This window comes from Streptomyces cyaneofuscatus (assembly GCF_033109485.1).
GTDB classification, from domain to species: domain Bacteria; phylum Actinomycetota; class Actinomycetes; order Streptomycetales; family Streptomycetaceae; genus Streptomyces; species Streptomyces cyaneofuscatus.
Window position 1 is genome coordinate 905,394 of record NZ_CP137002.1, and the last position, 18,639, is coordinate 924,032.

The 18,639-nt window shown below is 70.2% G+C and carries 17 protein-coding genes and 1 pseudogene; 5 read left to right on the forward strand and 13 right to left on the reverse strand.

The window, feature by feature from the left end:
• The 9 genes from R2B67_RS03690 to R2B67_RS03730 all read right to left on the reverse strand — a co-directional run bounded on the left by R2B67_RS03690 (nt 1) and on the right by R2B67_RS03730 (nt 9,789).
• Nucleotides 1–1,017, reverse strand: a complete 1,017-nt coding sequence (locus tag R2B67_RS03690) for an MCE family protein (protein WP_317816422.1) — start codon at nt 1,015–1,017, stop codon at nt 1–3.
• Nucleotides 1,014–2,045 (reverse strand): MCE family protein, encoded by a 1,032-nt coding sequence (locus R2B67_RS03695; protein ID WP_317816423.1) that lies wholly within the window; start codon nt 2,043–2,045, stop codon nt 1,014–1,016. The genes R2B67_RS03690 and R2B67_RS03695 overlap by 4 nt, the downstream gene beginning before the upstream one ends.
• Nucleotides 2,042–3,325, reverse strand: a complete 1,284-nt coding sequence (locus R2B67_RS03700) for an MCE family protein (protein ID WP_317816424.1) — start codon at nt 3,323–3,325, stop codon at nt 2,042–2,044. Before R2B67_RS03700 ends, R2B67_RS03695 begins: the two co-directional genes overlap by 4 nt.
• Nucleotides 3,325–4,128 (reverse strand): MlaE family ABC transporter permease, encoded by an 804-nt coding sequence (locus R2B67_RS03705; protein ID WP_026241708.1) that lies wholly within the window; start codon nt 4,126–4,128, stop codon nt 3,325–3,327. The genes R2B67_RS03700 and R2B67_RS03705 overlap by 1 nt, the downstream gene beginning before the upstream one ends.
• Before the next feature lie 5 nt (nt 4,129–4,133).
• Complete coding sequence (locus tag R2B67_RS03710; RefSeq protein WP_317816425.1) at nt 4,134–5,000, reverse strand: MlaE family ABC transporter permease; 867 nt, start codon at nt 4,998–5,000, stop codon at nt 4,134–4,136.
• Nucleotides 4,997–5,995 carry an ABC transporter ATP-binding protein gene (locus R2B67_RS03715; protein WP_161265968.1) on the reverse strand — a complete coding sequence of 333 codons (999 nt, stop codon included), beginning with the start codon at nt 5,993–5,995 and terminating at the stop codon, nt 4,997–4,999. The genes R2B67_RS03710 and R2B67_RS03715 overlap by 4 nt, the downstream gene beginning before the upstream one ends.
• 164 nt (nt 5,996–6,159) lie before the next feature.
• On the reverse strand, nt 6,160–7,689 hold the full coding sequence (locus tag R2B67_RS03720; RefSeq protein ID WP_317816426.1) for a DUF6801 domain-containing protein: 1,530 nt from the start codon (nt 7,687–7,689) through the stop codon (nt 6,160–6,162).
• Between the two features lie 311 nt (nt 7,690–8,000).
• The gene (locus tag R2B67_RS03725) at nt 8,001–8,657 is read right to left on the reverse strand and encodes a hypothetical protein (protein ID WP_018513341.1); all 657 of its coding nucleotides are present in this window, start codon (nt 8,655–8,657) and stop codon (nt 8,001–8,003) included.
• Between the two features lie 199 nt (nt 8,658–8,856).
• On the reverse strand, nt 8,857–9,789 hold the full coding sequence (locus R2B67_RS03730; protein ID WP_317816427.1) for a hypothetical protein: 933 nt from the start codon (nt 9,787–9,789) through the stop codon (nt 8,857–8,859).
• A 642-nt stretch (nt 9,790–10,431) separates the two neighbouring features.
• Here R2B67_RS03730 and R2B67_RS03735 point away from each other — a divergent pair.
• The 4 genes from R2B67_RS03735 to R2B67_RS03750 all read left to right on the forward strand — a co-directional run bounded on the left by R2B67_RS03735 (nt 10,432) and on the right by R2B67_RS03750 (nt 15,179).
• A complete protein-coding gene (locus R2B67_RS03735; protein WP_317816428.1) occupies nt 10,432–11,646 on the forward strand; it encodes a PucR family transcriptional regulator in 1,215 nt (404 codons plus the stop codon).
• Nucleotides 11,647–11,847: 201 nt separating this feature from the next.
• Nucleotides 11,848–12,111: a hypothetical protein gene (locus tag R2B67_RS03740; protein ID WP_030574021.1), complete on the forward strand. Its 264-nt coding sequence runs from the start codon at nt 11,848–11,850 to the stop codon at nt 12,109–12,111.
• 71 nt (nt 12,112–12,182) lie between these two features.
• Nucleotides 12,183–13,028: an ATP-grasp domain-containing protein gene (locus R2B67_RS03745; protein ID WP_317816429.1), complete on the forward strand. Its 846-nt coding sequence runs from the start codon at nt 12,183–12,185 to the stop codon at nt 13,026–13,028.
• A gap of 57 nt (nt 13,029–13,085) precedes the next feature.
• Complete coding sequence (locus R2B67_RS03750) at nt 13,086–15,179, forward strand: MDR family MFS transporter (RefSeq protein WP_317816430.1); 2,094 nt, start codon at nt 13,086–13,088, stop codon at nt 15,177–15,179.
• 214 nt (nt 15,180–15,393) lie between these two features.
• Here R2B67_RS03750 and R2B67_RS03755 read toward each other — a convergent pair.
• From R2B67_RS03755 to R2B67_RS03765, 3 genes and pseudogenes are all read right to left on the reverse strand, one after another.
• Nucleotides 15,394–15,768: pseudogene (locus tag R2B67_RS03755) on the reverse strand (GNAT family N-acetyltransferase); the annotation flags it as partial.
• A gap of 68 nt (nt 15,769–15,836) precedes the next feature.
• Nucleotides 15,837–16,280, reverse strand: a complete 444-nt coding sequence (locus R2B67_RS03760; protein WP_317816431.1) for a YchJ family protein — start codon at nt 16,278–16,280, stop codon at nt 15,837–15,839.
• A 68-nt stretch (nt 16,281–16,348) separates the two neighbouring features.
• Nucleotides 16,349–17,314 carry a helix-turn-helix domain-containing protein gene (locus R2B67_RS03765; protein ID WP_317816432.1) on the reverse strand — a complete coding sequence of 322 codons (966 nt, stop codon included), beginning with the start codon at nt 17,312–17,314 and terminating at the stop codon, nt 16,349–16,351.
• Nucleotides 17,315–17,366: 52 nt separating this feature from the next.
• Here R2B67_RS03765 and R2B67_RS03770 point away from each other — a divergent pair, with 52 nt between their 5' ends.
• Complete coding sequence (locus R2B67_RS03770; RefSeq protein WP_151511120.1) at nt 17,367–17,822, forward strand: cupin domain-containing protein; 456 nt, start codon at nt 17,367–17,369, stop codon at nt 17,820–17,822.
• Here R2B67_RS03770 and R2B67_RS03775 read toward each other — a convergent pair.
• Nucleotides 17,795–18,604 (reverse strand): SAM-dependent methyltransferase, encoded by an 810-nt coding sequence (locus R2B67_RS03775; protein ID WP_317816433.1) that lies wholly within the window; start codon nt 18,602–18,604, stop codon nt 17,795–17,797. The genes R2B67_RS03770 and R2B67_RS03775 overlap by 28 nt on opposite strands.
• Nucleotides 18,605–18,639: the final 35 nt, after the last annotated feature.

Below are 18,639 nucleotides of genomic sequence, written 5' to 3' on the forward strand. Positions count from 1 at the left end.
TCAGCGGCCGCCTTGCTTCGGTGGCATGCATCCGGTCGCCGGGGGTGTGCCGGCGGGGAGGTAGTTCGGGGGCACGACTCCGCAGGCGTACGTGTCGAACCAGCGGCCGTTGCCCAGGGTGTTGCCGACGAGCCGGCTGTACGAGCCGGTCAGGGCGAGCACCTTGTCCAGGCTCTTGCGGTTCTTCGCGAGGACGGCGGTGACCCGGCCGAGGGAGGCCAGGGTCGGCCCGAGCTGCTTGTCGTTGTCCTCGACGAGGCCGGTGAGCTGGGTGCCGAGGCTGCGGGTGCCGGTGAGCAGCAGGTGGATGGCGTCGCGGCGGGCCTGGAGTTCGCCGAGCAGCAGGTTGCCGTCCTCCAGGAGGGTCTCGAAGCTGCTCTTCTTCCCGGCGAGGGTCTTCGTGAGGCGTTTGCTGCCCTGGAGGAGCGTGGCGAGCTGGGCGTCGCGTGTGGAGACCGTACGGGAGAGGGCGGAGAGCCCTTCCGCCGCGCTGCGGACGTGGGGCGGGGAGTCCTTGAAGGTGGCGGAGATGGTCTCGAAGCTCTTGGCGAGCTGCTCGGTGTCGATCTCCTCGATGGTCTCGCCGAGCCCGTCGAACGCCTGGGTGACGTCGTACGGGGAGGTCGTGCGGCTCGCGGCGATGCGGGAGCCGGGGTCCTGGGGGGCGTTGCCGAGGGGGTCGACGGCGAGGTACTTCTCGCCGAGGAGGGTCTTGATGGCGATGCCCACGGTGGAGGCGTTGCCGATCCAGGCGTCCTTGACCTTGAAGTCGACCTTCACGCGGGGCCCGTCGAGGGAGACCCCGGTGACCTCGCCGACCTTGACTCCGGCGATGCGCACCTCGTCGCCGTCGGAGAGCCCGGCGGATTCGGTGAAGTCCGCGCTGTACGTCGTACCGCCGCCGATGAAGGGCAGGGAGTCGGCGCGCCAGGCGGCGAGGGCCAGCAGCGTGAGGACGAGGAGTCCCACGAGGGAGACGGCGACCGGGTTGCGTTCCCGGATGGGGGTGGGGCTCATGCCAGGCACCTCGGCTGGGTGATGGCGATGCCGGTAGGGGGCGTGGAGCCGTCGTCGGTGGCCACCCCGCCGACCTTGGCCTCGCAGAGGTAGAGGTTGAGCCAGGAGCCGTAGGAGGTGAGGCGGCTGATGGCCTCCATCTTGGCCGGGGTCTTGTCGAGGAAGTTCTCGATCTGAGGCGTCCCCTTGTCCAACTGGTCGCTCAACCGCCCCAGTTGGCGGATGTTCTCCTTGAGCGGCTTCCGGCCGTCCTGGAAGAGGTCCGCGGTGACCGTGGTCAGGGCGCCCATCGCGGTGACGGCCTCACCGAGCGGTTTGCGGTCGCCGGAGAAGCCGGAGACCAGCTTCTCCAGGGTGACGACGAGGTCGTCGAATCCGGCCTCCCGGTCGTTGACCGTCTTGAGGACCGTGTTGAGGTTCTTGATCACCTCGCCGATCACCTTGTCCTTGGCCGCGACAGTGCTGGTGAGCGAGCCGACGTGGCGCAGGATGGAGTCGACGGTGCCGCCCTCGCCCTGGAGGACCTGCACGATGGAGCCGGCGAGCTGGTTGACGTCTGGAGGGGACAGGCCTTCGAAGAGGGGCTGGAAGCCGTTGAAGAGCTGGGTGAGGTCGAGGGCCGGGGTGGTGCGGGAGAGGGGGATGGTGGCCCCGGCCGCGAAGGTCCGGCCGACCGGCCCGGCGCCCCGGTCCAGGTCGACGTAGCGCTGGCCGACCATGTTGAGGTACTTGATGGAGGCCGTCACGGAGGCGGGGAGCGTACGCCCCTTCCGTACGCCGAAGGTGACCTCGGCGACCCTGCGGTCCGCGACCCGTACGGACTCGACCTGGCCGACCTTCACCCCGGCGATACGGACGCTGTCGCCGGGGATGAGCCCGGTGGCGTCGGTGAACCGCGCCTTGTAGGTCGTGGTGTCGCCGACGCCCGTGTTGGCGATGGAGAGCCCGAGGACGGTGGTGGCGAGGACGGTCACCAGGACGAAGACGAGGGACTTGGTGAGCGGTCCCGCGAGGGAGCGGCGTTTCACTTGAGCTTCACCTCCGCGCCGCGGAAGGCCGGACCGATGAGCACGCTGCTCCAGTCGGGCAAGGTCTGCGGCTGGACTTTCAGTGAGGGGGCGACCAGCTCGTTGACGAGCTGGGACTCCTGGGGCGAGTTGGGCAGGCCGAGCGAGGTGTCCGGGGCGGCGGGGGGCCGTGCGGTGACATCGGTGGCCCGGCGGTTGTCGGCGGTCGGGGCGCCGCCCTTGCCGACGTACGGCACCGAGTAACAGCGCGGCCCGCCGGTGGCGTTGTAGAGCGGGGTGTCCTTGCCGGGGACGTACTTCCCTTGGGAGGGAACGGACTTGACGCTCACGTGCAGGCCCGGTTCGTTCGTTCCCTTGCCGAGCGCCTTGTCCATGGCGGGCACGAAGCCGGCGACCGTACGCAGCGTGCAGGGGAACGAGTCGGCGTACCGGGCGAGGAGTTCGAGCGTGGGGCGGCCGGAGGAGGAGAGCCGGATGAGGTTCTCCTTGTTCTCCCGCAGGAAGGAGGTCACATCGCGCGCGGAGGCGGTGGTGGTGCCGTACAACGCGGCGAGCTGGGACTCCTGTTCGGCGAGGGTGCCGCTCGTGGTGGTGGCGTCGGTGAGGGCGTCGAGGACGTCCGGGGCCGCGTCGGCGTAGAGCGTGCTCACCTTGACGAGCTGCTTGATGTCCTCGTTGAGCGTGGGGAGTTGGGGGTTGAACTTCTTCAGGTGGGCGTCCAGCGTGGTCAGCGTCTCGCCCAGCTTCTCGCCGCGCCCTTCGAGGGCGGTGGAGACAGCGCTCAGGGTGGCGGAGAGCTTCTCCGGCTTTACGGCGGTCAGCAGCGGCAGGACGTTGTTCAGCACCTCCTCCAGCTCGATGGCGTTGCTGGAGCGGTCCTGCGGGATCACCGCACCGGCGCTCAGGGTGCGCGTGGAGGGGGTGCGGGGCGGGACGAGGGCGACGAACCGCTGGCCGAAGAGCGTGGTGGGGAGCATCTGGGCGGTGACGTCGGCAGGAATCCGGTCGAGCTGGTCCGGGTCGATGGCCAGGGTGAGGCGGGCCCCCTCACCGTCGGTGGCGATGGACCTGACCTGCCCGATGACGACGCCGCGCAGCTTCACATCGGCGTTGTCGTGCATCTCGTTGCCGACCGGGCCCGTGCGGACGGTGACGGTGGCGTCGTCGGTGAACTCCTTGTCGTACACCGAGACCGAGACCCATACCAGGACGGCGGGTACCAGCAGGAAGGCGACTCCGGCGGTTCTGCGTCGGACGGTTCGTGCGGTGCGTGGACTCATCAGCCGGCCACCTTCACCGTCGTCGTGGCGCCCCAGATGGCGAGCGAGAGGAAGAAGTCGGTGACGCTGATGAGCACGATCGCGTTGCGCACCGACCGGCCGACGGCCACCCCCACTCCGGCGGGGCCGCCGGTGGCGTGGAAGCCGTAGTAGCAGTGGGCGAGGATCACCAGCACGCTGAAGATCAGCACCTTGAGCACCGACAGCAGCACGTCGTCCGGGGAGAGGAAGAGATTGAAGTAGTGGTCGTAAGTGCCCGCCGACTGCCCGTTGAAGAGGATGGTGATGTAGCGGGAGGCGACGTACGAGGAGAGCAGCCCGATCGCGTACAGCGGGATGATCGCCACGACCCCGGCAATGATCCGGGTGGTGACGAGGTAGGGCATGGAGCGCACGCCCATCGCCTCCAGGGCGTCGACCTCCTCGTTGATGCGCATCGCGCCGAGCTGGGCGGTGAAGCCCGCGCCGACGGTGGCGGAGAGGGCGAGTCCGGCGACCAGGGGGGCGATCTCCCGGGTGTTGAAGTAGGCGGAGATGAACCCGGTGAACGCCGAGGTGCCGATCTGGTCGAGGGCCGCGTACCCCTGGAGCCCGACGACCGTGCCGGTGAAGAGGGTCATCGCGACCATCACTCCGATGGTGCCGCCGATGACACCGAGGCCGCCGCTGCCGAAGGCGACCTCGGCCAGCAGCCGCTGCACCTCCTTGAGGTAGCGGCGCAGGGTGCGCGGGATCCAGACCAGGGCCCGTACGTAGAAGGTGAGTTGGTCGCCCGATCGGTCGAGCCAGCTGAGCATCGCCATCCGTCTCAGCCGCCCTTCGCGGGGACGATCTGGAGGTAGATCGCCGTGAGGACCATGTTCACGAAGAACAGGAGCATGAAGGTGATGACGACGGACTGGTTGACCGCGTCACCGACGCCCTTGGGGCCGCCGCGCGGGTTGAGGCCGCGATGGGCGGCGACGATGCCCGCGATGAAGCCGAAGATCAGGGCCTTGAACTCGCTGACGTACAGGTCGGGCAGTTGGGCGAGGGCGGAGAAGCTGGCGAGGTAGGCGCCCGGGGTGCCGTCCTGCATGATCACGTTGAAGAAGTAGCCGCCGAGCGTGCCGACCACGGAGATCAGGCCGTTGAGCAGGACGGCGACGAGCATGGTGGCCAGGACGCGGGGGACGACGAGGCGCTGGATGGGCGAGACGCCCATGACCTCCATCGCGTCGAGCTCCTCACGGATCTTGCGGGAGCCGAGGTCGGCGCAGATCGCGGAGCCCGCGGCGCCGGAGATGAGCAGCGCCACGATGATGGGGCTGGCCTGCTGGATCACGGCGAGGACGCTGGCGCCGCCGGTGAAGGACTGGGCGCCGAGCTGCTGGGTGAGCGAGCCGACCTGGAGGGCGATGACCGCGCCGAACGGGATGGAGACGAGGGCGGCGGGCAGGATCGTGACGCTGGCGACGAACCAGAACTGCTCGATGAACTCGCGTAACTGGAAGGGCCTGCGGAAGATGGCACGGCCCACGGCGATCCCGAGCGCGAACAGCTTCCCGGTCTCCCGGAGCGGGGCGAGCAGCCGGCTGGGGCGCCGCTGTACGGGGGCCGGCTCGGGGCTCTTGGCGATGGCCGGCGGCGGTCTTTCGGGCGGCTCGGGCGGCCGCACCGGCATCGGGGCGGTCACGCTCGCGCACCCCCCGCGGCCGGGGCGTAGCTGTTGAGGATGGCCGTACGGGCGGCCTCCGGCAGCTGGCCCATCATCGCCATGACCCGTTCACGGCGGCGCAGCGCCCCCTGGCGTACGGGCATGCCGGGCGAGGGCTCCAGCTGCGGGACGACGGTCCGGGGTGCGGCGATCGTGGCCGTGGTGCCGAGGGAGTCGTGACGTTGCTGCTCGGCGGCGAGGGTGGCGGCGTCCTTCTCCTCGGACATCCCGATGGGGCCCTCGCGGCGTCCGGCGAGGAACTGCGAGACGACCGGGGTGTCACTGGTGAGGAGCACCTCGCGCGGCCCGAAGGTGACGAGGTTGCGGCAGAACAGCATCCCCATGTTGTCGGGGACGGTCGCCGCGATGTCGAGGTTGTGGGTGACGATCAGCATCGTCGCATCGATCTGCGCGTTCAGATCGATCAGGAGCTGCGAGAGGTAGGCGGTGCGCACCGGGTCGAGTCCGGAGTCCGGTTCGTCGCAGAGGATGATCTGCGGGTCCAGGACGAGGGCGCGGGCGAGGCCGGCGCGTTTGCGCATGCCACCGGATATCTCGCCGGGAAGCTTCCCCTCGGCGCCGAGCAGTCCGACGATGTCGATCCGCTCCATGACGATGCGGCGGATCTCGGATTCCTTCTTGCGGGTGTGCTCGCGCAGTGGGAAGGCGATGTTGTCGAAGAGCGACATCGAGCCGAAGAGCGCCCCGTCCTGGAACATGAGGCCGAAGAGCTTCCGCGTCTCCATGATGTCGCGCTCGGAGCTGTTCACCATGTCGACGCCGTTGATGAGGACGCGGCCCTGTTCCGGCTTCAGCAGTCCGATGATGGATTTCAGGAACACGGTCTTCCCGGTGCCGGAAGGGCCGAGCATGACACTCACTTCACCGGCGGGCAGGGTGAGGCTGACGTCCTGCCAGATGTTCTGCTTGCCGAAGGACTTCGTCAGGCCCTCGACGACTACTTCGATTCCCATCGGCCCTCCTGCGAAGTGGTGGTGACTTCTGTCATCTGTCGGCGCTCCGACTGTCGGAAGTGAGTGAGAGGAGTGGTGTGCGCTTTCTGGTCACCTGGTGACGGATTCGGTCACCGCTCGGGCCTCGGTCACCGCTCGGGCTTCGGTCACCGCCCGGGTTTCGGTCACCGCTCGGGCTTCGGCACCTTCGGCGGGCAGTCGGGCCCGTCCGGGTTCGTCGCCACGCAGAGCGGGGCCTGCGTCATCTTGGTGTAGTTGTCCGCCTTCTTGCCGACGCTGGAGATGGCCGAGGTGAAGAGCGGGTCGAGGTTCTCGCCGACGCCGCACCCCTTGAACGGCGGGATGTGCGCGTAACCGGTCAGGTTCCCCCCGGTCGCCACGAGGTACCCGGCCGGTGGATAGCTCTGGCCGTATCCCTTGAGGACCTGCTCGAAGGGCCGTTCGGTGCGGCAGTCCGGGCCCACGTCCAGCGGTACGCCGTTCACCTTCACGTCGTACAGGCGCATGGAGAGCTGGGCGGTGACCGTCGATTCCTCGGGGTAGGTCGGGGTGTTGGTGACCGTGTGGGTCTGGACGACGGCCGGTGGCCCGACCTGCTCCAGGACCATCGTGGCGGTCGTCGGCATGAACCCGTAGCTGAGGAAGGTCGCCTTCGTGGGCGGGAGCTGCCGTTTGCCCTCGTACTCGAACTCCACCTCGGAGGTGACGTCGACGGTCGAGGCGCAGGAGTCGTTGATGTACCGCTTGTTGAGGACGACCTTCATGAACGCGGGCCCGAGCGCCGCCGCTCCGTCCAGCTTGACGGCGTTGGCGTACCCGGCGGCGTACGTCTCCGCGGTGGTCATCACCCACTCGGGCGGGATCTCGATGGGGCAGCTTCCGGGGTCCGGGTCGTCGAGGGCTTCGAGCCGCGCCTCGGTGAGGTCGTCGATCCTGCGGTGGGCGTCCGGGTCGAGGCCGGGGGCCGGGCGGTCCGGCTTCGCGGGGGGTTCGGCCGCGTCGTCCTCCCCGGGGACCGGGGTGTCCGGGGCGTCCGGGGTGGGTGCGGGGGTGGTCGGGCCGACGCTGTCGCGGACGGTGATCTCGGCGAGGGGCCGCTCCTCGTCGTCGGCCCTCTCGCAGACGACGGTGAGCTCCGGGGGCGTGGTCGGGGCGCCGTCCTCGGTGAAGGAGGCCAGGGTGAGGCTGAGGGCGGCCGGGGCGATCGTCGCGCGTCCGGGGCTGCCGAACGCGACGGTGGGGACGTCGCCGGTGGCGGTGAGCACCACGCCGTCCTCGTCCTCACCCTCCGGTGGCAGCGGGACCGCGGGGGCTTCGAGCTGCTGCCAGGAGGCGTCGGCGGTGTGCTCGCCGACGGTGTTGCGTACGGTCAGCTCGGCGACGGCCGACAGGGTGGCCGCCTCCAGGGCGGTGAACTGGGCCAGCGCGGACCGTGCCAGGCTCACGTCGACGGAGACGTCACCGGGGCGGATCGTCTCCTCCGTCCGGGCGGAGACGGGCAGTACCGCCTTGACGGCGACCTCCACCTTTTCCGGGCCGGAGGGGAACGGGCAGGTATAGGGAAGGGTGACCTCGGAGGTCTGATCGGCCGCCACCGATTCGGCGCTCGGAATGAGCGCGGTGGCGACGACGAGCGCCCCGCCCAGGGCGAGATGAAGGGGTCGTCTCGCCGCGGCGCGTACATCGACGGTCATGCGGATGGTGTCCTTCCGGCGCGCGCGGGCCCATCGGTTCGATGGCCGCCACATGGGGTCCATTTCTCGGCAACGGCCTTTCGGGCGGACGCGGAATGATCCTCCTACCGACCGGTACGCTACGCACTCCTTCGGCCGCCTGGGAAGAGCCGGGAATTCCGAGTTTTCACCCGGCGCGGTTCTTTGGCAGGCAATGACAATTCCGGCCCGCGGAGTTGTCGGCGAGTGAGTGGAAAAGCGCGGAGGTGCCCGGCCGCCGAGGGCGCACGGCCGGGCACCACACTCACGTACTGCGCATCAGGGGCGGTGGATCAGCCGCTGATGACCGGGGACTTGCCGGTGGCCGTGTTCTTGATGGTGTAGAGGCCCTGGAAGCTGGCGGTGGTGCCGACGATGCCGCAGCCGCCGCCGACCTTGTTGGCGATGGCCAGCGTGAGACCGCCGCCCGCCGTGTTCAGCGTGCCGTTGCTCCCGCCGGCGCTCGGGTTGTTGTACTTGGCCGCCACCTTGCCGGTGACGTCGAAGGTGCACGGGCCCAGCAGGCTGCTCCCGGTCACCTTCGCCTTGATCGCCCTGATCTCACCGGTCACCTGGCCGGTGGAGTTGGTGCCGGCGCCCGCCGCGTAGTCGAGACCCCAGATCTGCCACGGAGGCGTGGTGGTCACGGTCCACGTCGAGCTGAACGGCCCGGTGCAGGGCGAGTTGAACGAGATCGCCGAGATGGACGCGAGCTGCGCCGGGGAGCCGGCCACCGGGGACGTGGGGGCCGAGCCCGACGCGGCGGAGGTGGCGCACTGGATCTTGTTGCCGTTGTTGTCGGTCAGGACGGTCACGCCGGCGCTGCCGGTGAAGGCTCCGGTCGGCGTGATGGTCCAGCTGGTCGGGGCGGCGATGGCCGACGGAGCGGCAAGCGCGACGGATGCCACGGCGGCACCGATCGCGGTCAGTACACCGGATCGCTTGATCATGGAATGACTCCCTTTTCTTGTCCCGTTGGGGATACGAGTGGACGCGCGCCCGGGAAATTGGGGCGGCACGCTTCGAACTGGACTGGAGAAGGCGCGGCTCCTTCTTTTCCCGCCTTCATTCAGGAGCGGTCGGGCGGCTGTCTCACCACCTCCTTCTGCCGGTTCCGCAAGGCCCTCGGGGAATGGAGGGCGTCGGCCGCTACCGCTTCGCGGAGTGCCAGAATTCCGACAGCTTCCTGCCCTCGTCGGGCGCCAGGCCGGCGGGGTCGTAGGGGCTGCCGAAGTAGGTCGAGGTGTTGTTGAGCTTCACGCTGTTCTTTCCGGCGGCCGACGGGAGACCGGTCTTGAGGTTCACCGCCCAGTCCAGGAGACCGGCTCCGCAGCCGCTCGCCCCCGGGACGGCGAACGTGGCGTCGCCCTGGTCGGCGCCGGCGAAGGTGTAGCGGCCCATCTCGCCCTCGTCGTCCGGGGTTCCGTCGGCCGCGAACCGCTGGAGGGAGAGGGTCGGCGCGTTCAGGTTCTGCGGCTTCAGGAGCACGGGGTTGGCGGTGGTGCCGATGTAGCACTTGTCGCCGAGGAACGGGTTCTTCAGGTGGATGCGGACCGGCAGGGTGAGGATGGGCTCGCCGGTGGAGAAGGCCGCCACCATGTTGAAGTCCCGCGGCGCACCGGCCGGTTCGATCGTGGCCGTGATCCGGTTGAGGTTGTTGTCCGTCAGCTGGCGGCAGATCGCGGAGACGAAGGGGATGGCGCTGGGGCACATCAGCCCGAGCAGCCCTCCGGGGACCTGGGCCGGGTCGGCGGTGAGCGCGCCCTCGGCGGGCGGCACCAGGGTGGTGGTGCCGTTGCTGTGCTGGATGACGCCGAGCTGCAGATCGCTGTTGCCGGTGGGGACCTGGCTCTTGCCGAGGGTGATGGAGCCGGTGACCGAGCTCGACGAGATACAGGTGGCGATATTCGTGATGCCGTCCGCCGCGAGCATGGCGGGCGCGTCCACCGGGCAGCGGTCGAACGGCGCCCAGTCGCCGTTGAGTTCGGTCGCCGCGGCGGCCGAGCCGGTGGAGAGCACGGCGCTGAAGGCGGTGAATGCCGCGAGCAGCCCTATGCGGGTGCGGTTGGAAACGGATCTCATGTCGTCCCCTCTTTCGGCCGCCGGGTTGCGGCCTCGTGCGCGAAGTTGACCGGTTCTCCGACGCATGCCCGCACCACGACGCATTCGTCGGCGGTGATGGAGCCGCGGGGTGGACCCGGGGGAGGAAGATCTGAGCGTCAAATTTCGGGCAGATTTCATGTCCGAATTGAACGAAGCGTGATGTTACTCGCGGGAAACACGGCCACACAATCCGTCCGGCCAAGAATTTTTGCGCGGCCCTGTTTTTGATCCGTAAATGAGTAACCGGGGGTCACTCCCTTATCAAGGAATGCGCATCCGGTGGCGGCGAAATGCCTGCCGGCCGCCGGAACCGGCCTCCCGCGCCGGGCCGGGAACGGCCCCGGCCGACGTCACGGCCCTGGTAGCGGCTCTTGTCACCGCCGGAGCATGCGGCCGAAATTCATTGTCCGAAAGCGCGCAGTACCGTCCGACCTGCGCGTAAGTCGCACCGCATGGACACGATGCGTGCCCCCTGCACCCCGATCTTGTCCAAGTGGTGTGCAGTGCCTGTTCCGTGGTCTATCTTCGTCGCGGACTTGGTACACACCTGTCGGTTCGTGGGAGCGCTTTCCCCCACCGTCTCACCCCACCACCGGGCGCCGAGAGCAGAGGGGACCTGGCATGGCACACCTCATACAGCCGTTGGACACCGATGACCCCCTGGGGCCGCTCCCCCAGGAATTCGCCGCGATCATGCGGCCCGAACTCCCCAGCCTCATCAAGGAAATCGGCGTGGAGGTCACCCGCGCCTATCCGGAATACGCCCGGCTGCTGGACGGCCCCAACGGCCAGGCCATCCGGGTGGGCGTCGAACAGAGCCTCGCCTCCTTCGTCGACCTGGTGGCCGAGCCCACCACCCCCACCACGCTCCGGGACGACATGTGCCGGCGGTTCGGGCGGTTCGAGGCGTACGAGGGGCGGACGATGGACACCCTCCAGGGCGCCTACCGGCTCGGCGCACGGGTCGCGCTGCGGCGGGCCAAGAAGGTGGGGCAGAGTTACCACCTCTCCCCCACCCTGATGCTCAGCTTCGCCGACGCGCTCTTCGCCTATGTCGACGAACTGGAATCGCTCTCCCGCGAGGGCTTCCTGGAGGTCCAGTCGCAGTCCGGGGAGCAGAGCGAGGCGCTGCGCCGGCGTCTGCTCCACCTCATCCTCGCCGGGCGCCCCGCCCCCCGCAGCGCCATCGCCGACCTCTGCGAGCAGACCGGCTGGGCGCTGCCCGACGAGGTCACCCTGGTCGCCGTCCGCGCCCCGGCCGCCCTCGACCGGCTCAGCGCCGACCGGGACCTCCTCCTCGATCTCAGCGACCCCCAGCCGCACCTACTCGTCCCCGGCCCTCTGACCGACGCGCGAAGATCCATGCTGGAGCAGGCACTCCCCGCCGGCCACGCGGCGATCGGGCTGACCGTCCCGACCGCCCTGGCCTGCGACTCGATCCGCTGGGCCCGCCGGGTGCTGGAGCTCGTCGACTCCGGCGTGATCGACGACGCCCCGCTGATCCGCTGCGAGGACCACCTCATCACCCTGTGGCTGCTCTCCGACCCCGCCCTCCTCGACCAGCTCGCCCAGCGGGAACTGGCCGCCGTGGCGGGGATCAGCAACACCCGCCGTGAGCGGCTGGTCGAGACGCTGCGGATCTGGCTCGACACCCGGGGCACGGCGGCCCAGATGGGCGAACTGCTCGATGTGCACCCGCAGACCGTGCGCTACCGCATGCGCAGCCTGGAGACCATCTTCGGTGATCAACTCGTCGACCCGGAAAGCCGTTTCGCGACTGAGGCCGTGCTCCGTGCGTTACGGCTGCGCACGCGCTCGGCCGACACACCCCCCTGATCCGGATCATGTTCGGCGCGCCGAGTCAACTTACCCGCGCGTAAGGCGAAATAGACGGTCAGTCCCAAACGGTTGCGACACGGAGACGTATCCGACGAGAAACCCGGAACCGCGTCCCGTACACAAGGAGGGGTCTGCCGCTCATCCGGCGGCAGCACCCACGTACCGCCTCCTGGCCAACCATCCGAGAGGGAACACCCCATGACCGCCTCGCACCTCCTCGTCCCCGTGCCGATCCCGGACCGGGTCGCCGCGCTGATCGGCTCGTGCATCCCGCCGCACATCCTGGAGGCGGAGTTCGAGGCCGACTGCGCGGCCCGTGAGGTCCGCAGGTTCCGGGGACCCCGGCTGGGCATCGAGGACCAGGCCGACCGCGAGCAGGCCCTCGCCGAGCTGGCACGCGCCAACAAGGTCCTGGCCGCCCACCACCCGCGGCTGGCGGTGGGGCCGGGGTCGTTCTCGTAGCCCGGCAGCGGCCCGTGGACGCACGTCAGGGATAGTGGGCGTCCGTCCCAGCCGCTCACCCCGGAGAAGCCATGACCGCCCCCGTCGGCCCCCGCCCCGCCCTCCTCCTCGTCACCGACCTCGCCTACGAGGCGCGCGGGCGGCGCTACTGCGACGAGGACATCTTCCTGGCGTCCCGGCTGCGCGAGGCGTTCGACGTCGCGCTCTGCCACCCCCGGGACGCGGCCGCGCTGCTGGACCGCTTCGACCTCGCCCTCGTACGCAACAGCGGGCCCGTCCTGCACTACCAGGAGGCGTACGACGCGTTCCGCGCGCGGGCGCTGGAGCTGGGCGTCCCGGTCTACAACCCGCTGGACGGGCGCGGCGACATGGCGGGCAAGGAGTACCTGGTGGAGCTGAGCCGGGCCGGGTTCCCGGTGATCCCCACCGTGGACCGGGCGGGCGATCTAAGGCTGCTGCCCGAGGCCGGGGCGTACGCGGTCAAGCCGAAGCTGGGGGCGGACTCGGTGGGGCTGCGGTTCGTCGGCGGGGCGGAGGTCGCGGGCGAGCTGGCACGGGAGGGCGAGGGGGTGCTGCTCGTACAGCCCCGGATCGACTTCCGCTACGAGGTGTCCTTCTACTTCGTCGACCACGACTTCCAGTACGCGCTGTACGCGCCGGACCCGAAGCGGCGGTGGGTGCTGGAGCCGTACGCGGCCGACGCGGCCGACCTGGCGTTCGCGCGGCGCTTCATCGAGTGGAACGCGCTCGGCCATGGCATCCAGCGGGTCGACGCCTGCCGTACGGAGGAGGGCGAGCTGCTCCTCGTGGAGCTGGAGGACCTCAACCCGTACCTCTCGCTCGACCGGGTCGACGAGGAGGTCCGGGAGGCGTTCGTGGCGCGGCTGAAGGCGTCGATCGCCGCGCTGATCGGCTGACGCCCATCCGGACGGTCCCCGCATGCGGGCGGCCGGAGGCGGTGTGAGGGTGCAGAGGTGACCACTGCCAGCGAGCAAGCCCCCGCCGCGCAGAGTGCCGCCGCGCCGCCGCCCGTCCTCGACCGGCGGCGGCGCAACATCGTCTTCGCCACGATCGTGCTCGGCATGCTGCTGGCGGCGCTGGACCAGACGATCGTGGGTACGGCCCTGCCGACGATCGTCTCGGACCTGGGCGGCGCCGAGCACATGTCGTGGGTGGTCACCGCGTATCTGCTCGCCGAGACGGTCGCCACCGTGCTGGTCGGCAAGTTCGGTGACCTGTTCGGGCGGAAGCTGGTCTTCCAGGTTTCGGCGATCGTCTTCATCACCGGCTCGTTCCTCTGCGGCCTCGCCTCGGACATGCTGCTGCTGATCATCTGGCGCGGGATGCAGGGCATCGGCGCCGGCGGCCTCATGGTCACGTCGATGGCGCTGATCGCGGATGTGATCCCGCTGCGCGAGCGCGGCAAGTACCAGGGCGCGATCGGGGCGGTCTTCGGCATCTCCACGGTGATCGGACCGCTGCTCGGCGGGCTCTTCACCGACCATCTGACCTGGCGCTGGGCGTTCTACGTCAATGTGCCGATCGCGATCGTGGTGGTGATCGCCGCCGCCCGCAACATCCCGTCGGTGAAGGCCGCCGGACGGCCGGTCATCGACTACATGGGCATCGCGCTGGTCGCCGTCGGCGCGAGCGCGCTGATCCTCGCGACGAGCTGGGGCGGGAACGAGTACGCCTGGGGCTCGCCCATGATCATCGGGCTGTTCATCGGCGGGATCATCGCCCTGACGCTGTTCTGCCTGGTGGAGACGCGGGCGAAGGAACCGATGCTGCCGATGCGGCTGTTCCGGAATCCGGTGTTCACCGTCTGCTCGATCCTCAGCTTCATCGTGGGTTTCGCGATGCTCGGCTCGATGATCTTCCTGCCGACCTACCTGCAGTACGTGGACGGGGACTCGGCGACGCTCTCGGGCGTGCGGACCCTGCCGCTGGTCGCCGCGCTCCTGGTCGCCTCGATCTTCAGCGGCACGGTGGTCAGCAGGACCGGGCGCTACCGCGTCTTCCCCATCGTCGGCACGCTCGTCATGGCGGCCGGGCTCTTCCTCCTCTCCCGGATGGGGCCCGACAGCGGGGTGTGGGTGGAGTCGCTCTACATGGTGGTCCTGGGGCTCGGGATCGGACTCGCCATGCAGGTGCTGACGATCGCCGTGCAGAACACCGTCGACTACGCGGACCTGGGTACGGCGACCTCGGGCGTGACGTTCTTCCGTACGCTCGGCAGCGCCTTCGGCACGGCCGTGTTCGGGACGATCTACGCCAACGCGCTGAAGCCCAACCTCACCGACGGGGTCGGCCAGGCGGTGGCGGCGGGCGGCGACCCGGCGGTCCTGGCCCGGGCCTCGGAGAGCCCGCAGGCCTTGCACGCGCTGCCCGCCGCCCAGGTGGAGCCGCTGGCCCAGGCGTACGCGCAGACGTTGCACACCGTGTTCCTGTGGACGGTGCCGGTGGCGCTGATCGGCTTCGTCGTCGCGCTGTTCCTCAAGGAGGTGAAGCTGCGGGACTCGGCCCGGCTGGCGTCGACGGACATGGGTGACGGCTTCGCCCAGCCCGGCAGCGGCGACTCGGAGAAGCTCCTGGAGATCGCGGTGGCCCAGATCCTGCACGGCGCCGGTCCGGACACGGCCCGGCGGATCACCGCCGGTTCCGACACCCGTCTGGACATGGCGGGGGCGTGGGCGGTGATGCAGGTGGACCTCTTCACCCGGCTGGTCGGCCACGCGGGCCTGCGGCTGATCGCGGCCCGGCACCGCATCCCGCCGGAGGTCCTGGTGCCCGTCTTCGACCGGATGATCGAGGAGGGCTATCTGACGGGGGACGGCCGGATCTTCTCCCATACGGCGGCGGGCCGGCGCGAGGCGAACGTGATCTCCGAGGCCTGGGGCCGCTGGCTCAACGAACGGCTCGCGGAGGACGGCGCCCGGCCCGACGACGCGCAGCTCCGCGTCGCCGTGGACATGATCGCGAAGCGGCTCCTGGCGGAGGACCTGGCCCAGGAGCTCTCCCCGGCGCCCCACCCGGGCGGCTCCACCCGGGTGGGGGCACCGGCCTGATCCCTCGGGTCAGACGTGGTCCCAGGCCCGGGGGCGGGTCTGCGCCTCCCACTCCGTACGGAGCAGGGCCAGGAGCGCGTTGTCGTGGCGGCGCCCCCGGTGCAGGCAGGAGGACCGGCGTACGCCCTCCTGTGTGAACCCCGCCTTCTTCAGGGGCGGCGTTGTCGGTGTGGGTGACGGCTTCCACGCGGTGCAGGGGCAGTTCGCCGAAGGCCAGGTCGGTGAGGGCGGCCAGCGCGTCGGCGCCGTACCCCTTGGAGCGGTGCTCGGCGGCGAGCAGCAGATAGGCCTCGGCGGTGCCGTCGACGAAGTCCTCCTCGGTGAGGGCTATGTGGCCGATGGGGGTGTCGTCCGGGAGCAGGATGAGGAAGTCGTCGCGGTCCCGGTCCTCGACGTAGGAGACGAGCCGTTCGCGGAGATCGTGGAGCGGGCCCGGCCAGACCCCGATCTCCTGGGCGGCGACCGGGTCGGCGCGCCAGTGCTGGATCAGCTCGGCGTCGTCCGGCTCCATGGGGGTGAAGGCCAGGTGCTCACCGCGCCAGAATCGTTCCCGCGTGGCGTACGGCGCTGCCTCTTCGTCGTCGTTCATGCGCGGATCGTACGAGGCCTTCCGCCCTGGTGGGAAAGGGTTTTCGGGGTCGTGCCGCCGGCCCGGTCTCAGTCGACGAAGACCGCCGTCGCGTAGACCCAGGCGCCCTCGTGGCGGACGAAGCGGCTGTGCTCGTGAAGGGAGTCGGGGCGCCCGTCGTCGGTGTAGTGGGCGCGGAAGGTGACGGTCCCCGTGGTGTGGAAGGCGCTGCCCTCGGTGGTCTCCAGGATCTCCAGCCCCGTCCAGCGCATCGCGGGGTCGAAGTCGACGCCCGGCGGGCGGGTCTCGGGGTGCCAGGTGCGCAGGAGGTACGCCGCGTCCTGGACGACGAAGGCCGCGTACCGGGAGCGCATCAGGGCCTCGCAGGTCGGGGCGGCGGCGCTGCCGGAGTGGAACCGGCCGCAGCACTCCCCGTACGTCGCGGTCAGGCCGCAGGGGCAGGGCGAGGCGGGGGTGATGCGCGGGGCCTGCGGGGCGGCGGGCTGCCGGGGGCGGGAGGTGCGTCGTGACATGGGTCCATTGTCCCCCGGTCCGGCGCGCCGGCCCTCCCCGGTGCCCCGCCCGCCGGCGCCCCTTCCGCTCAGCGTCCCGCCGCGAACCGGCTGCGGTACTCCGTGGGCGTCAGCCCCGTACGGCGGCGGAGTTGCGTACGCAGGTTGGTCGCCGTGCCGAGGCCGCAGGTGCGGGCGATCACGTCGAGGCGGTCCTCGCCGCGCTCCATGAGGCGGCAGGCCAGGGTGGTCCGCTGCTCGGTCAGCCAGGCCAGCGGGGTGGTGGAGAGCTGGGCCCGGAAGCGGCGGTGGAGGGTGGCGGGGCTGACGGCCGCGCGGGCGGCGAGCGCGGACACGTCCAGGCCCTCGGTCAGGTGCTCGGTGGCCCAGTCCAGGAGCGGGGCGAGCGAGGCGTCGGCGACCTCGGGCAGCGGGTGCTCGATGAACTGGCGCTGACCGCCGTCCCGGTGCGCCGGGTGGACCAGTCTCCGGCTGACGGCCACTGCGATCTCGGCCCCGTGGTCGGCGCGGACGAGGTGGAGGGAGGTGTCCAGGGCGGCGGCGCTGCCCGCCGCGGTGATCACCTGTCCGTCGTCGACGAAGAGCACGTCGGGCCGGAGGTCCACCTGCGGGTACCGGGCGGTGAACGCCTCCGCCCACGGCCAGTGCGTGGTGGCGCGCCGGCCGTCCAGGACGCCCGCGGCGGCGAGTGTGAACGTCCCGGTGCAGAAGCTGACCAGCCGGGCGCCGCGATCGGCGGCTCGCCGGATCGCCGCCAGGACCTCCGGTCCGGGGTCCTCCAGCGGGTCGGGCCGATTGGGGACGATGACGGTGTCGGCGCGGTCCACGGCGTCGAGCCCGCGGACACCGGAGAGCTGGAAGAAGCCCGCGTGCATCCGGACCGTGGGGGTGGGCGCGCAGAGCGCGAAGTCGTACCAGTCCACGGGCAGCTCGGGGCGGCGCAGGCCGAAGAGCTCGGTCGCCACTCCCATTTCGAAGGGATTCGAGCCGGCCGACACGATCATGACGACCCGGTGCGAGGATTCTTTCGCCATGTGCGATTCGTAGCACTCACGGGTGCGGCGGTCCAGCGCCCAAGGTGGAGGCATGACCACGGACACGGCACGACCTGCCACCGAACCGATCCTGATCGACGATGCCCTCGGCTCCTTCGACGCGCTGTGGAGCCCGCGCATCATGACCCGCGTCAACGACTACGACGTACGCGTCGCCAAGGTCCACGGCGAGCACGTCTGGCATGTGCACGAGAACACGGACGAGTTCTTCCTGGTGGTGGAGGGCGAGCTGGACATCGCCCTGCGCGACGGGGACGGGCCGGAGGACGAGCGGACCGTGACGCTCCCCCGGGGCGCGGTCTTCGTCGTGCCGCGTGGGACCTGGCACCGCCCGTACGCGGCGGACGGTGCCTCCCTGCTGCTCTTCGAGCCCTCCGGTACGTCGACGGTGGGGGACGCCCACGACCCCGTACCGGACCATGTGGACGCGACGACGGGCCATGCGCTCACGGACCGGCTTCAGGGCTTGCGCGCGACTCCCGCGTAGCCCGGGATCGGCTCGTCACCCGGTACGTCGATGACCTCGCCGAGCTCCGGCCGCCAGTCGGCGGAGAGCGAGACGCCCGGCTCGACGAGCTCCAGGCCGTCGAAGAAGGCGGTGAGCTCGGCGCGCGAGCGGGGGCGCAGGGTCATCCCGCGCTCCTTGTACATGGCCCGTGCCTGCTCGGCGCCCTCCGGGTTGAAGTCGCCGGTGGTGTGCGAGAGCACCAGATAGCTGCCGGAGGGGAGCTGGTCGACGAGCTTGTCGACCAGCTCGGCCGCGCCGTCCTCGTCGTCGATGAAGTGCAGCAGGGCCAGCAGGGAGAGCGCGATCGGCTTCTCGAAGTCCAGGACCTTGCCCGCCGCGGCCAGGATGGCCTCGGGCTTGCGGGCGTCGGCCTGGATGTACTCGGTGGCGCCCTCGGGGGTGGAGCGCAGCAGGGCGGCCGCGTGGGCGAGGACGATCGGGTCGTTGTCGCAGTACACGATCCGCGCGTCGGGCGCGGTCTGCTGGGCGACCTGGTGGAGGTTCGGCTCGGTGGGTATGCCGGTGCCGATGTCCAGGAACTGGCGTACCCCCTGCTCGGCGAGCCAGCGGGTGGCCCGGTGCATGAAGGCACGGTTCACCCGGGCCATGTCCCGGCCCCGGGCGTCCAGTTGGAGCAGCTGGCGGGCCATCTGCTCGTCGACCGGGTAGTTGTCCTTGCCGCCGAGGAACCAGTCGTACATCCGGGCGGGATGCGGCTTGCTCGTGTCGATCTCGATGGCCTGAGGGTCTTGCCCGGTCATGGCGCACTCCGTGGATAGGGGTCGGACAGAACAGG